11 protein-coding genes are annotated in these 14,204 nt (G+C 65.7%); 9 read left to right on the top strand and 2 right to left on the bottom strand.

Going from position 1 to position 14,204, the window contains the following annotated elements; all coding sequences use genetic code 11:
* Position 1 precedes the first annotated feature (1 nt).
* From AC06FB_RS13430 to AC06FB_RS13415, 4 genes are all read left to right on the top strand, one after another.
* Complete coding sequence (locus AC06FB_RS13430) at positions 2–502, top strand: SMI1/KNR4 family protein (protein ID WP_053519334.1); 501 nt, start codon at positions 2–4, stop codon at positions 500–502.
* A gap of 53 nt (positions 503–555) precedes the next feature.
* The gene (locus tag AC06FB_RS13425) at positions 556–1,422 is read left to right on the top strand and encodes a hypothetical protein (protein WP_197571299.1); all 867 of its coding nucleotides are present in this window, start codon (positions 556–558) and stop codon (positions 1,420–1,422) included.
* 51 nt (positions 1,423–1,473) lie between these two features.
* Positions 1,474–2,061 carry an SUKH-4 family immunity protein gene (locus tag AC06FB_RS13420; RefSeq protein WP_197571300.1) on the top strand — a complete coding sequence of 196 codons (588 nt, stop codon included), beginning with the start codon at positions 1,474–1,476 and terminating at the stop codon, positions 2,059–2,061.
* Positions 2,062–2,223: 162 nt separating this feature from the next.
* Positions 2,224–5,130: a VIT domain-containing protein gene (locus AC06FB_RS13415; RefSeq protein ID WP_478053773.1), complete on the top strand. Its 2,907-nt coding sequence runs from the start codon at positions 2,224–2,226 to the stop codon at positions 5,128–5,130.
* 64 nt (positions 5,131–5,194) lie between these two features.
* Here AC06FB_RS13415 and AC06FB_RS13410 read toward each other — a convergent pair whose 3' ends face one another.
* On the bottom strand, positions 5,195–6,403 hold the full coding sequence (locus tag AC06FB_RS13410; RefSeq protein ID WP_197571078.1) for an acyltransferase family protein: 1,209 nt from the start codon (positions 6,401–6,403) through the stop codon (positions 5,195–5,197).
* Positions 6,404–6,578: 175 nt separating this feature from the next.
* On the opposite strand from AC06FB_RS13410, the gene AC06FB_RS13405 reads away from it, so the two are divergent.
* Positions 6,579–7,439: a LytTR family DNA-binding domain-containing protein gene (locus AC06FB_RS13405; RefSeq protein ID WP_478053772.1), complete on the top strand. Its 861-nt coding sequence runs from the start codon at positions 6,579–6,581 to the stop codon at positions 7,437–7,439.
* Between the two features lie 38 nt (positions 7,440–7,477).
* On the opposite strand, the gene AC06FB_RS13400 is transcribed toward AC06FB_RS13405, so the two are convergent.
* Positions 7,478–8,218 carry a M48 family metallopeptidase gene (locus tag AC06FB_RS13400; protein WP_053519322.1) on the bottom strand — a complete coding sequence of 247 codons (741 nt, stop codon included), beginning with the start codon at positions 8,216–8,218 and terminating at the stop codon, positions 7,478–7,480.
* Between the two features lie 183 nt (positions 8,219–8,401).
* Between AC06FB_RS13400 and prfB the strand changes: the two genes are divergently transcribed.
* From prfB to AC06FB_RS13380, 4 genes are all read left to right on the top strand, one after another.
* Positions 8,402–9,527 (top strand): peptide chain release factor 2 gene (gene prfB, locus AC06FB_RS13395; RefSeq protein ID WP_111186457.1). Its coding sequence is split into 2 segments (ribosomal slippage): positions 8,402–8,476 and positions 8,478–9,527, totalling 1,125 coding nucleotides; the frame shifts between segments, so codons are not numbered across the junction.
* A gap of 45 nt (positions 9,528–9,572) precedes the next feature.
* The gene (locus tag AC06FB_RS13390) at positions 9,573–10,355 is read left to right on the top strand and encodes a helix-turn-helix transcriptional regulator (protein ID WP_053519318.1); all 783 of its coding nucleotides are present in this window, start codon (positions 9,573–9,575) and stop codon (positions 10,353–10,355) included.
* A 613-nt stretch (positions 10,356–10,968) separates the two neighbouring features.
* The gene (locus AC06FB_RS13385; RefSeq protein WP_461289671.1) at positions 10,969–12,354 is read left to right on the top strand and encodes an NAD-dependent succinate-semialdehyde dehydrogenase; all 1,386 of its coding nucleotides are present in this window, start codon (positions 10,969–10,971) and stop codon (positions 12,352–12,354) included.
* Between the two features lie 64 nt (positions 12,355–12,418).
* Positions 12,419–14,059, top strand: coding sequence for an acetolactate synthase large subunit (locus tag AC06FB_RS13380; RefSeq protein ID WP_478053771.1), 1,641 nt, complete (start codon positions 12,419–12,421; stop codon positions 14,057–14,059).
* The last annotated feature ends 145 nt before the right edge of the window (positions 14,060–14,204 follow it).

Below are 14,204 nucleotides of genomic sequence, written 5' to 3'. Positions count from 1 at the left end.
TATGAATATTCTGTATTCGAATTTCCTGGATTTTCTTGTGGGAAAGGGCTGGATTTTGGTTGGTAGGGATGGTGGTGATGGATCGCCACCTGTTATCGATGATTCGATAAATGCAGATGTTCCGGCCTTTTACTTGGAGTTTCTTTCGAATTTCACATCGCTCTCGAACAAGGATGAGTCACGGTGGTTCGTCTCAATCGAGGAGTTTGCGGGTGTCTCGGATGGCGCGTTCTCCTGGGATGAGTTTGAGAAGATGAGCATTGACGCTGCAATGACGGATGCTGATGGCGAGGATGTTCGAAAGTTCTGGGCAGAGTATTTGCCGATTTTTATGGCGGTCGACGGAGACTATCAATTCGTTGGGCTGGGCCGGAGCTCTGGGGCGGTTGTGCACGGCGTTGAGCCCGAGTTTGAAAGTGTTACTAGGCTTGCCGAGACATTCGACGAATTTCTCACTGCGGCGATGAATGGCCAGTACGACGAACTATTCTTTGGGCGCTAGTTGCCGGGTGCGCACCGGCAGCATCCGCTGGCGCGCAGACGCGGCTGCAGCACGTGGGCATCGGCCAGATCGGAAAGCGCGTGCAGAAAGTTGTTCTGATGCATGGCAGACACGAAGCAGCATTCCCGACTCCGGGTGCTGAGCTGGTGTTCTTCAACGCCCCTTTCAACACTGAGAGGCTCGCCCGGATCGAGCAGGTTCACCTCTGGTCACCTCCCGACGACAAGCTCGAAGCGCTTCCGGAGATCCTCAGGGAAATGCGGGGTCTCAAGACGCTCAGCATCGGGCCGGGATCGATCGCACCGTCGATCATGGATGGACTCGAGGAGGGGCTTCTGCCTGAGAGCATCGGGGCATTGAGCATCCATCTTGGCACGGGGACGTTGGCCTGGCCGGGCGTTGTGCTACCCAATCTGAGGACGCTGTATGTCGACGTGCCGGTGCGCTTCGACACATCAAGCTTCCCCGCGTTGAAAGTACTTTCGCTCTATCCAGACAGGTCATTGAAGAATCTCAGGCAGGCCCTGGCCCTGCCTCTGGAAGAACTGAACATTCTGAATGTCCCCGTGGATGGTGAGATCTTCAACATCCTGTCTGCATCGGCTGGTGGCCTCGAACGCCTGGGACTGTTGGGTGGCACGAAGCTGAAAAGCCTCGATGGCATCGAGACACTTGCCGCGTTGACGTCGGTATGGCTGAAGAATCTGAGTTCGCTGACAGACATCCGTGCACTGGTGGGGCTCGAGCAGCTCAGGAAACTGGATATCCAGTACTGCAAGAAGATTGCCAACATCGAGGTCATCAATGATCTTTCCGCGCTTCGTGAGTTGACGCTCGTGGGTTGCGGAAAGGTGGGTCTTAAGAAAATACAGGCAAAGATCGAATCGCTTCAGAAGCGCACCATCGGGGCGACGACCTAGCCACATTGCATGTGCGGTGCCGTGCCCGCTGAAACTGCATGAGGTTCATGCGTGACTGAAACTGCATTCTCCCGCGTTTATGCCTCGGGTTCGTTGGAGGTGAGTGCCCAGGTCCTTCGGGATTTCGGACTGGAACCGTCGACGAGTGAGCTGATGCTTCGGCTGGGACTTCCTTCACGGCTGGCGGGCGATGTACCTGTTGTTCAGTTCGAAGTGCCCCACCTGGTCGAGATCGATGGCACCGGACTTCTGGCTATCGCGCGAGAGCCATGGGGCGAGGATCTGCTGCTGTGCCTGTCGGCGAGTGGCGAGGTACTTGCCGTGGGCGATGGCGTACGTCAGATCGTGAATGGACGCCTGTCGAGCTTCCTTGGGTTTCTCGAAGCGTATGAGGCATTCCAGGCCCGGGCAAAGGCGGATGATTCCGGTCCGATGGTCTACTCCCAGGCGGAGATGCAGGCCCGGCTGGAGGCATTCGAGCGGGGTGAGATTTCCAAGCGCTCTGCAAAGCCGCGATTCGATCGCAGTAGGGCGATCAGGACGCTGGTGTCGGAGTGGAGGAGGCTTGATGCCGCTGCACTGACGGGAGGGTCACGGTGGTCAATTGTTCTGGAACAGATCCAGGATGGCCTTGTTTGAGATGTCGGTCCTGTAAGGCGACATTCGGGCAGCAGAATCCGGACGACCACTGGGTGGCGTCCGGCAGCAATATCTTCCAGAGCCATCGCGGACGATCACCCGATCAACCCCGATCCGGCCTGCCATGCGTTGAACAGTTCGTCCTCGCTCTGGAGACGTACCATGTCGCCCGTCCTTCGTCGTGTGCTGTGCCTGCTGGCGCTGCTGCTCTGTGCCTTCACCACGGCCGCCCAGACCCACGGCCGTCCGGCCGTCCGCCCGGTTCGTGCGGTCCCGTTGCTGCAGGTCGCGGGCGCCGAGCAGCCCATCGTGCTGAGTCGGGCCTCGATCGAAGGGGAGGTCCAGGCGGGTATCGCCCAGACCCGCGTCACGTTGGAGTTCCATAACCCCAACCGCCGGGTCATGGAGGGCGAGCTGCAGTTCCCGCTGGCTGATAGCCAGCAGATCACCGGCTTCGCCCTGGATATCGATGGCCAGTTGCGCGAGGCGGTGCCCGTGCCGAAGGACCGGGGGCGTCAGGTGTTCGAGGACATCGCGCGTCGCGGCGTCGATCCGGGCCTGCTGGAGCAGACCGCCGGCAATCAGTTCCGCCTGCGTGTCTACCCGTTGCCCGCCGGCGGCAGCCGCCGTGTGCAGCTGGTGCTGCGCGAACCGCTGGCGTTTGCCGCCCACGGCTGGCAATGGACCTTGCCGTTGCAGTTCGCCGCCAGCGCGGCCTCGGTCGAGCTGACGCTGCAGGCGCCGGATGCGGCGACCACGGGCGCAGGGCCGTTCCGCTTCACTGAGGGGCAACTGCATTGGCAGGGCCGAGGCGCCCTGTTGCCGGCGCAGCTGCAGTGGACGCTCCCGGCATCACGTCAGGCACGGGTACAGGTCGCACCGTGGCAGGACGGTCACTATCTGCTGGCACAGCTGCCGGTGCCGGTCGATAACGCGCCGCGTACGCTGCCGACCGATATCGGCCTGCTGTGGGATGGCTCCGGCTCATCAGGCCGGCGTGACCGTTCGCGGGAGTTTGCACTGCTGGACCGTTACTTTGCTGTGCTGGGAAACGGCACGGTCGCGTTGACGGTCCTGCGTGACCGGGCCGAGCCGGTGCGTCGCTTCCGTATCCGCGGCGGTGACTGGTCGGCATTGCGGCAGGCGTTGCAGGCCGTCCGCCCGGATGGCGCCAGCGCGCTGGCGCAGTGGCAGCCGCAGGCAGCCGTGAAGGAATACCTGCTGGTCAGCGACGGTCTGTTGACCTACGGCCCGCAGGTGTTGCCGACGCTCGCCGCCGACCAGCGCCTGTTCGCGGTCAGCAGTGCGGGCGCACATACCGATGTCGTTCGGCTGCGCGGTTGGAGCGAATCACATGGCGGTCGCTTCATCGCCCTGGGGACGGATGTCGATGCCGCTGCACGCGAACTGCTGTCTTCGCCGCTGGACGTGCAGGTCGATGCCGGCCGCGGTGTACAGGACGTGGTGATCGATCGTCGCAGTGAAGCCCAGGGCTGGCTGTGGCTGCACTCGCGGCTGGCGGCGGACGGCGTGCCGATGCGGGTCCGCGTCGGCGGCCAATGGCTGGCGCTGCCCGCGACACAGACGAGCGGCAATGGAGAACTGCTGGCCGGCCTGTGGGCGCAGGCGCGCCTGCAGCAGCTGGCCGCCGACCGTCGCGGCAACCGTGAGGCGATGCAGCGCCTGTCGCAGCAGTTCGGCCTGGTCGGTCCGGATACCTCGTTGATCGTGCTGGAGACGCTGGACGATTACCTGCGCTACGCGATCCGGCCTGCCGGCGCGCTGCGGACCGAGTACGACGCCCGCTTTGCACGCGTGGTCGCTGACCGCAGCGCCGCCGAGCGCCGTCGCCTGGACGACATCGCCGCACAGTGGCAGGAGCGCCGGGAGTGGTGGCGCCGCAGCTGGCCGAAAGACACGCCGCCGCAGTTGCAGGGAAAGGCGTTGGACAGGGTTGCCGTCTCTGCTTCGGCCGCTGCGCCGGTAGCGATGCTGGCGGCCGCACCTCCCGCGCCCGCACCGATGCTTGCGGCCGCGGAACGCGACGTCCAGGTGTCGCGTGCACGCGCCCGTCGCTCGGCACCTGCACAGGAAGCCGCACGCGATGCGAGCACGGGGAGCGGCGCTGCCGCCGCGCCAGAGGCCGCAGCGAACAGCGGTGCGCTCGGCATCCAACTGGCCGCATGGCAGCCAGATTCGGCCATTGCCCGGCGCCTGCGCCAGGGGCCGTCCTCGCAGCTGTACGACCGCTACCTGGCCGAGCGCGCCGCGCATGCCGACAGCAGTGCGTTCTTTCTCGACGTGGCCGATCTGTTGCTGGAGCAGGGGCAGCGGGATCTGGCCCTGCGCGTGCTGTCCAACCTGGCCGAGATGGACCTGGACAACCGCCATCTGCTGCGCGTGCTCGGCTACCGCCTGATGCAGGCCGACGAACCGATGCTGGCGGTGCCGGTGTTCGAGCAGGTGTTGGCGATGGGCGAGGAGGAGCCGCAGAGCTTCCGTGATCTCGGCCTGGCCCTGGCGGCGGCGGGCCGGCCACAGCAGGCGCTGGCGCCGCTGTACCAGGTGGTGACGCGGCCCTGGGACAGCCGGTTCAACGGCATTGCACTGATCGCGCTGGACGAGCTGACCCAACTGGTTGCACGCAGCACGCCAGGGCTTGATACCTCGGCCATCGACCCGCGCCTGCTGCAGCCGATGCCGCTGGACCTGCGGGTAGTGCTGTCGTGGGATGCGGACAACAGCGACATGGACCTGTGGGTGACCGACCCGAACGGCGAGCGCGCGTACTACGGCAATCGTCTGACCTACCAGGGAGGACAGATGTCACAGGACTTCACCGGAGGCTATGGACCCGAGCAGTTCTCACTGCGTGATGCCAAGCCGGGCAGGTACAAGGTGGAGGCCAATTATTTCGGCAGTCGCCAGCAGCTGGTGACCGGTGCCACGACCCTGATGCTGCGCCTGACCACCCATTGGGGCACGCCGAAGCAGAAGGACCAGAGGGTGACGATGCGGTTGAAGGATCGTGCCGAAACAGTGCTGGTGGGCGAGTTCGAGGTCAGATAGCGCCGAGCTCAGTTCGGGCAGGCTTGAGTCGGAGCCGGGCATGACCCGGCTCCACGCGATGGTGTCACGGTGCCGTCGCTGCGCCTGCCACCGAAGGCGATGGCGGATGGACGCGCAGGCCGAACAGGGGACGCAGCCAGCGGACACGACGGATCAGCAGCTCGTGGATCAGCAGGCAGCCGGCGACGGTGCCGGCAACCAGCAGAGCCGGTTCCAGCCAGGGGCCGAGCTGAAGGGGCCGCAGCCAGTAGAGCAGGACGATCAGCACGGTCTGGTGCAGGATGTACCAGCTGAAGACCGCCTCTCGGCAGTAGTCGAGGCCACGCCACGGCCGGTCGACCAGCACGCGGGCCCAGCCGAACATCGCCAGCAGTGCGCACCAGGTGTACAGGGCCCGGCCGACGCGCTCGGTCTGCGCCCATGGCAGCGACAGCACCCATGGATCGAGCTGGCCAAGGTCCGGCATCCGGCCCAGGGCGCGGATGCCGAGTTCGACCAGCAGCCCGATCAAGGCCAGCGCCAACGTCAGGCGCCGGCCGCGCACGAGCAGGTCCCAGCCGCGTTGCCAGCGTGCGGCCCAGAAACCGGCCAGGAACAGGGGCAGGGATTCGGCATGCACGTAGAGGTCGTTCAGCAGCGCATGGGTGGGCGGCCACGCAGGCATCACCACCAGCAGGGCCCAGGCCAGCCAGAGCACCGGCAGCAGCAGGCCGACGATCGCGATCAGGCGGTCATCGGGCCGCCATGACGGCAGCCGCGCCCACAGGGCCTGCATCGGACCGGCCAGCGCGATGGCCAGCAGGGTGTAGGGCACCAGGTACGCCAGATACCACAGGTGATTCCAGGTGAAGCCGTAGGCTGCGCCGTCGAAATGCGCGCCCGGCCACGGCCGGAACTGCCAGTAACGCCACAGGAAGGCGCCGAGTCCTGGCGTCACATCGCCCTTGTCCACCGCTTCGCAGTAGGCCTGCAGCGAGACGATCGCGACGATGCCGAACAACAGGGGCAGCAGCAGGCGTCCGCTGCGTTTCAGTGCGAACCGGTGCCGCCCGTGCCGCGGCAGCGAGAGGCCCAGAGCGATACCCGAGATCACGAACAGCAGTGGCATGCGCCAGCGGTTCAGAGCGATCATCGGCCACTGCAGCCACTCGGCGGTGTAGGCGCTCTTGAGATGGAAGCCCCAGCCATCCACATAGGCCATGGCCGCGTGGTAAAGGATGAGCAGGGCGAAGGCGAGCACGCGGAGCGTGTCGATGTCATGGCGTCGGGTCATGGCCGCAACCGGCAGGAAGGTGACGCCAGACTGCGTCCGCAAAGGTGGCGGCGTAAGCGGCAGGGGGCCACCGGTGCCGCGGTAGTGACCAATGGCGGGCGTGCCGGGATCAACGGGGAGGCTACGCTCGCTCCCTTGATGCACGCTGAGGGACCGCGACGAGATGGATGCAGCAATGGCTCAGGGCAGACTGCCGCGCTGGCGAACGTCAAGTCGCCTGCTGGTGTGGGCCGCGATCCTGTCGGCGACCGCAGTGACGAACGCGCTGGTGGAAGTGATGGATTCCGGGCGCCACGGCACCGCCCTGGCCCTGTGGGAGCCCCTGGTCTGGGAGTTCAGCAGTGCCGGAGCGGTGCTGCTGACCCTGCCGCTGCTGTGGTGGGGGTGCGAGCGCTGGCCGTTGCATGCCGACACCTGGAAGCGCCTGCTGGCGCTGTACCTGCTGGCCAGCGTGGGGTGGTCGCTGCTGCACGTGGTGGGGATGATGGTGATCCGCCACCTCGCGTACGCCGCACTGGGCCATCACTACCAGGACGATGACGGCTGGTTGCAGCGCTTTGCCTACGAGTACCTGAAGGATGTCCGCACGTTCGCGTTGTTCGTGGCGCTGGAGCACCTTGCCGGCTGGTTCGGCCGCCGCCGCCAGGGTGAGGCATCCCTGCTGGCCGCGCCGGATGTCGGTCCGCCGGTCGAGCCGGTCGAGCGCCCGCAGCACTTCCTGGTGCGCAAGCTGGGCAAGGAATTCCTGGTCGCCACCGAGGACGTCGAGTACGCCCAGGCCGCTGGCAACTACGTGAATCTGAGGGTCCGCGGCCATGACTATCCGCTGCGGATCACCATGGCGGTGCTGGAGCTGCGGCTGGATCCGCTGGTGTTCCTGCGGCCGCATCGCAGCTGGCTGATCAACCGCGGGCAGCTGCGCTCCATCGAGCCGCTGGATGGCGGCGAGGCCCTGCTGCACATGGCCGATGGGGCCAAGATTCCCTGCAGCAGGCGCCAGCTGCCGCTGCTGCGGCAGGCGCTGGCGGGAGGATAGGGGCGGGCGGACCTGCGGAGCGCCCGCCCCCTTCGTGCTTACTTCCTGTCCTTCTTGATCATCGCGTCGATGCGCGCGGCGCGGGCTTCCGAGCCGGGGTGCGACGACATCAGGCCGCCTTCGCTGGACAGCTTGCGGAACATGCTGGCCAGGGCTGCCGGATCATAGTTGTGGCGCTTCATGAACTGGTAGCCGTACTCGTCCGCCGCGCTCTCTTCCTTCTGCGAGAACTGGGCGTTGACGAAACCCTCGGCGAGGTCGCCGAGCTGGCCCTGGCTGAGCTGGGTCAGGTTGCCGTTGCCCGACGCTGCCAGGCCTTCGCGGCCGGCCGATGCGAGCAGTGCGGTGCGCATCTTGGTCTTGCTGTGGCCCAGCTTCACGTGGCCGATTTCGTGGCCGATCACGCCACGGACCTCGTCATCACTGGCCATGTCCATCAGGCCGGTGTAGACGCGGACGCAGCCGTTGGCCATCGCCCAGGCGTTGACATCGGCGGTCCGGTAGACCTTGAAGTTCAGGTTCAGGCCGTCCTCGTTGGCGAGCCCCTGGGTGATCTTGGCCAGGCGCTGGGCATAGGGATCGTTGGCGGGTGCCAGCTGGTTCTCCTTGTCCATGTAGGCGCAGGCCTGGTCGGCGGCCGCCGAGACCTCTGCGTCGGACAGGGTCAGCGCCTTGCCGGCCTTCAGGCCGGTGCTGGTCAGGCCCTTCAGGTCGATGGCCGAGGCATTGGCGGCCAGCAGGCAGGCGGCCAGGCACAGGGTGGAACGCATGATCTTCATTGAAATGGTGCTCCTTGGATTGGGATGGGCCGCGCGTCCCCCTGTTGCCGCGGCGGCCGGGAAGTCTACCGGCTTCAGCCCGGCCCGTGTCCAGCCGCCGGCCGGGCCGCTGGGGGTGCCTCGCCGCCTGCCGGGCGCCTGCGTTATCATTGGCAGTCATTTTTTGAACGCACGACAGCCGACATGATCGAACTGAATCCTGTCCGCCAGCGCATCACCGATCTGACCGATCGCGTGCTGTCGCTTCGGGGGTATCTTTGACTACGACGCCAAGAAAGAGCGTCTTGAAGAAGTAACGCGGGAGCTTGAAAACCCCGACGTCTGGAACAACGCCGAGTACGCCCAGAACCTGGGGCGCGAGCGATCCAGCCTGGAAAAGACCGTGGGCGGCATCGCCTCGGTGCTCGATGGCCTGAAGGATGCGACCGAGCTGCTGGAGCTGGCCGAGTCCGAGCAGGACGAGGACACCGCGCTGGCCGTGGTTGCCGATCTGGACAAGCACCAGTCGCACGTCGAGAAGCTGGAGTTCCAGCGCATGTTCTCCGGCGAGATGGACAATGCCGCTGCGTTCGTCGACATCCAGGCCGGTGCCGGTGGTACCGAAGCCCAGGACTGGGCCGAGATCCTGCTGCGCATGTACCTGCGCTGGTGCGAATCGCGTGGCTGGAAGACCGAGCTGATGGAAGTTTCCGGCGGTGATGTGGCGGGCATCAAGTCGGCCACCCTGCGCGTGGAAGGTGACTATGCCTATGGCTGGCTGAAGACCGAGACCGGCGTGCACCGCCTGGTGCGCAAGTCGCCGTTCGACTCGGACAACCGTCGCCACACCAGCTTCACCTCGGTGTTCGTTTCGCCGGAGATCGACGACAACATCGACATCACCATCAACCCGGCCGATCTGCGCACCGACGTCTACCGTTCGTCCGGCGCCGGTGGTCAGCACGTCAACAAGACCGAGTCGGCGGTGCGTATCACCCACATTCCGACCAACATCGTGGTGGCGTGCCAGACCGGCCGCAGCCAGCACCAGAACCGCGACAACGCGATGAAGATGCTGGCCGCAAAGCTCTACGAGCTCGAGATCCAGAAGCGCAACGCGGAGAAGGATGCCGTGGAAGCGACCAAGTCCGACATCGGCTGGGGCAGCCAGATCCGCAATTACGTGCTTGATCAGAGCCGCATCAAGGACCTGCGCACGGGCATCGAGCGTTCCGATACGCAGAAGGTGCTCGATGGTGACCTCGATGAGTTCGTCGAGGCCAGCCTGAAGGCCGGCCTGGCGGTGGGGTCCAAGCGCGTCGATGCCTGATGCGCACGCCTGCGCCGATATCATCGCCTTCCGCAACGGAGGGCGATGATGCGCAGCGAGAGTGAACGCAGGGAGCTCGGCGGTTTCCTCAAGGCCTGCCGCGCCCGTGTCGACCCGGCCACGCTGGGCCTGCCGGCCGGGCGCAGGCGTACCCCCGGCCTGAAGCGCGAGGAAGTGGCGCTGGCGGTGGGGGTCAGTGTCAGCTGGTACACCTGGATCGAGCAGGGACGTGAAGTGCGTGCGTCGCCGGAAGTGCTCGAGCGCCTGGCCCGGGTGTTGCGGATGAGCGATGACGAGCGCGCATATGCGTTCGCGCTGTCCGGCTATGGCGTTCCGCTGGAGTCGCCAGATGAAAGCGTGACTGATGGCCTGCGCCAGCTGGTGGACGCGATGCAGCCGATCCCGGCCTACGTACGCAACACCCGTTTCGACATCCTGGCCTGGAATCCGGCCATTGCCGAACTGTTCGTCGACTACAGCCAGCTGGCGCCGCATGAGCGCAACACGCTGCGGCTGATGTTCCTGTATCCGCCTTATCGCACGTTGATCCTCAACTGGGAGGAGATGGCCCGGGGCCTGCTGGCCGGCTTCCGCGCGGCGATGGCGCAGGCGCAGGACAAGGCGCCTTTCCTGGCGCTGGCCGAGGACATCGCTGCCCACAGCGATACGTTCCGGCAGTGGTGGCCGGAGCATGATGTGCGCCGCTTCGACGAGGGGGCGAAGAAGCTGAACCACCCCACGCGCGGGTTGCTGGACCTGCAGTACGTGGCGCTGGTGCCGGAGAGCCGGCACGACCTGTCGTTGGTCACCTACCTGCCGCGAAAGTAGGTGGGTCGGCAGGGCTGCGCCCTGCACCCGCAGAGGCTTCAAGCCACGGCAACAGCAACAGCAACAGCGTGCATTCCGTGGGATGGCGGGGCGGTGCGGGTTGTCAGGACACGCCGTAAACCCATCCCTGGGGGCTCGATGGCGCCATCCATGGCGCCAACGGTCCTGACAACCCACACCGCCCCACCTCTGACAGATCTCGCGCTGTTGTTGGTGGGTGGGTGTCGACCTTGGTCGACACATCTGTCAGATATCGGATGAAATTCCGGGGTCAGATCCGTTTTCCTGCGGAAAACGGATCTGACCCCGAGAGTACTTCCAACAGATCGCGGGAAACTGTGTCCGCGGCATGGATGCGGCTGCCAAGCCCCCATGGCGGGGTTCACGGCGTCTCCCGCCATCGGCCCCACCCCCGCCATCCCGCAGGAATCCAGCTTCTGCTGTTGCTTGGCTGTGGCGTAGGGGGCAGGGCACAGCCCTGCCAGCAACCCCATTCAGGCAGGTAAGTGCAGGTCACAGGATAAGCAGACGCCTTGTTGCGCGGCAGCTTCGGGTCCACATTCCTGACAGGAGACGGGCAATCGGCCCGTTGCCGAGACAACAGGAGCCCTGCATGTCCGCTGCCCCCGCCATTGCGATTTCCCTCGATCCGGCCACCGGCCAGGAAATCGCCCGCCATCCATTCGTTACCGACGCCGAGCTGGAGGTGATCCTCGATCGAGGCCAGGCCGGCTTTGGCGCCTGGAGCGCGCAGTCGCTGGAGCAGCGCGCCGATGTCCTGCGTGCGATGGCCGCGGTCCTGCGCCGCGACCGCGAATCGCTTGCGGCGCTGGCCACCGCCGAGATGGGCAAGGTCCATGCCGAATCGTTGGCCGAAATCGAGAAGTGCGCGGTGCTCTGCGAGTGGTATGCGGATAACGGCGCACAGTACCTGCGCGACGAGCCGACGCTGGTTCCCGATGACAAGGCCTACGTGTCCTACCTGCCACTGGGCGTGGTGCTGGGCATCATGCCGTGGAATTTCCCGTACTGGCAGGTGATGCGCGCAGCGGTGCCGATCCTGATGGGAGGCAATGGTTTCCTGCTCAAGCCGGCCGAGAACATCGTCGGTACCGCCCATCTGCTCGACGCCGCCTGGCGCGACGCGGGCCTGCCGGATGGCACCTTCATCGCCGCCAACATCAGCCGTGAGGGCACCAGCCGTGCCATCGCCGATGACCGCATCGCAGCCGTCACCCTGACCGGCAGCGTCGGCGCAGGCCGCAGCATTGCCGCGCAGGCCGGGCAGGCATTGAAGAAGGTCGTGCTGGAACTGGGGGGCTCGGACCCCTTCATCGTGCTGGACGATGCCGACCTCGACGCGGCGGTGGATGCGGCACTCGCCTCGCGCTTCCAAAACACCGGACAGGTCTGCATCGCCGGCAAGCGCATCATCGTCGAGGACGGCGTGTACGACCGTTTCGTGGCGCAGTTCTGCGCGAAGGTGCAGGCGCTGACCGTCGGTGATGGCCGTGAACCCGGCAACCGCATCGGTCCCATGGCCCGGCAGGACCTGCTCGAGCAGCTCGATGCGCAGGTGCGTGCATCGGTAGAGGCCGGCGCGCAGCTGCTGGTCGGCGGTCATCAGCTGGATCGTCCGGGCAGCTTCTATGCCCCCACGGTGCTGGCCGGTGTCGAGCCGGGCATGCAGGCGTTCGATACCGAGACCTTCGGCCCGGTGGCTTCGATCAGCCGCGCACGCGATGCCGATCATGCGGTGGAGCTGGCCAACCAGAGCGAATTCGGCCTCAGCGGCAACCTGTGGAGCGGCGATCGCGAGCGCGCGATGCGGCTGGCACGCAGGCTGCAGACCGGCGGCGTGTTCGTCAACGGATTCTCCGCGTCCGACCCGCGCGTGCCGATCGGTGGCGTGAAGAAGAGTGGCTTCGGCCGCGAGCTGTCGCATTTCGGCATCCGCGAGTTCGTGAACGCGCAGACCGTGTGGTTCGACCGTCGTTGACGCACGGCTTGCATCCTTCCTGTAACGATCCACCACCAGTCCAGTGAAGAGGGACGGCATTCCCATGTCCAAGGGTTCAGATCTGCTTGTCGCGGCGCTCGAGAACGAGGGCGTCGAACGTATTTTCGGTATTCCCGGCGAAGAGAACCTCGATGTCGTCGAGTCGCTGCGCCATTCCAGCATCGAGCTGGTCATCACCCGCCATGAGCAGGCGGCGGTGTTCATGGCGGCCACCTACGGACGCCTGACCGGCAAGCCGGGCGTGTGCCTGGCCACGCTCGGCCCGGGTGCCCTCAACTTCACCACCGGTGCGGCCTACGCGCTGCTGGGCGCATGGCCGGTGATCATGATCACCGGGCAGAAGGGCATCGTCGCCAGCAAGCAGGCGCGCTTCCAGATCGTCGACATCGTCAGCACGATGAAGCCGCTGACCAAGCAGGCGCGGCAGATCGTATCGGCGCGCACTATCCCGACCATCGTCCGCGAGGCATTCCGTGTCGCGCAGGAAGAACGTCCGGGCCCGGTCCTGCTGGAACTGCCGGAGGACATCGCGGCCACTGAAGTCGAGGATGTGGCATTGATCCCGACGCATGCGGTGGATCGACCGATCGCCAGTCCCGAGGCGCTCGATCGCGCCGCGCAGATCATCCGCAATGCGAAGCGTCCGCTGCTGATGATCGCCTCCGCGGCGTCACGGCCGCAGTCCAGCGACGCGCTGTCAGCCTTCGTGCTGCGTGCCGGCATTCCCTTCTTCACCACGCAGATGGGCAAGGGTGCGGTGGCGGGCGGATCAGGCCTGTACATGGGGACCGCCGCGCTGACCGAACGCGACTATGTGCATATGGCCATCGACCAGGCCGACGTGATCGTCACCATCGGCCATGAAGTGACCGAGAAGCCGCCTTTCGTGATGCGGCCGGGCGGACCGACCGTCATCCACATCGGCTATTCGCAGGCGGCGGTCGAGCAGGTCTACTTCCCGCAGGTGGAGGTGATCGGCGATATCGGCCGCTCGCTGACCCAGCTGGCCGACCGCATCGAAGGCCAGGTGGCCCATGCCGATGCGCTGCTGCCGCTGCGGGCCACCATCCTCGACCATCTCGCCGACCGTGCCGAAGAGGCCCGGTTCACCCCGCAGCGGCTGGTCCACGACGTGCGCCGGGTGATGCCGCCCGACGGCATCGTGGCGCTGGACAATGGCATGTACAAGATATGGTTCGCGCGCAATTACCGCACCCAGGTAGCCAATACGCTGCTTCTGGACAATGCGCTTGCCACGATGGGCGCGGGCCTGCCTTCGGCGATCATGGCCTCGATCCTGTACCCGCAGCGCCGGGTGCTGGCGGTGTGTGGCGACGGCGGCTTCATGATGAACAGCCAGGAGCTGGAAACCGCGCGGCGGCTGGGGCTGAACCTGGTGGTGCTGATCCTCAACGATGGTGCCTACGGCATGATCCGCTGGAAGCAGGCGGTGGATGGCTTCACCGACTATGGGATGACCTTCGGCAATCCGGACTTCGTCAGGTATGCCGAGGCCTATGGTTGCAAGGGCCACGAAGTGACGGCCATCGAGCAGCTCATCCCGACGCTGGAGGCGGCGTTCAACGAAGGCGGGGTGCACCTGGTGTCGGTGCCGATCGACTATGCGGAGAACGAGCGGGTGCTGGTGGATGAATTGCGGCAGGCGTTCCCCGGGAATGCCTGAGGTAGCGCCGGGCCACGCCCGGGGATTCCTGCCGACTGACCGCCGGGCATGGCCCGGCGCTACCGGGCCGTGGGCGCCGGCCAGGGCCGGGGCAGGGTGGTTTTGCTATGCTGTGCAGCCGGCCGTGCCGGGCGCAAGACTCCCC

Source organism: Stenotrophomonas sp. Steno-C15 (assembly GCF_056393265.1).
This window is presented reverse-complemented; position numbering and strand designations above follow the sequence as displayed.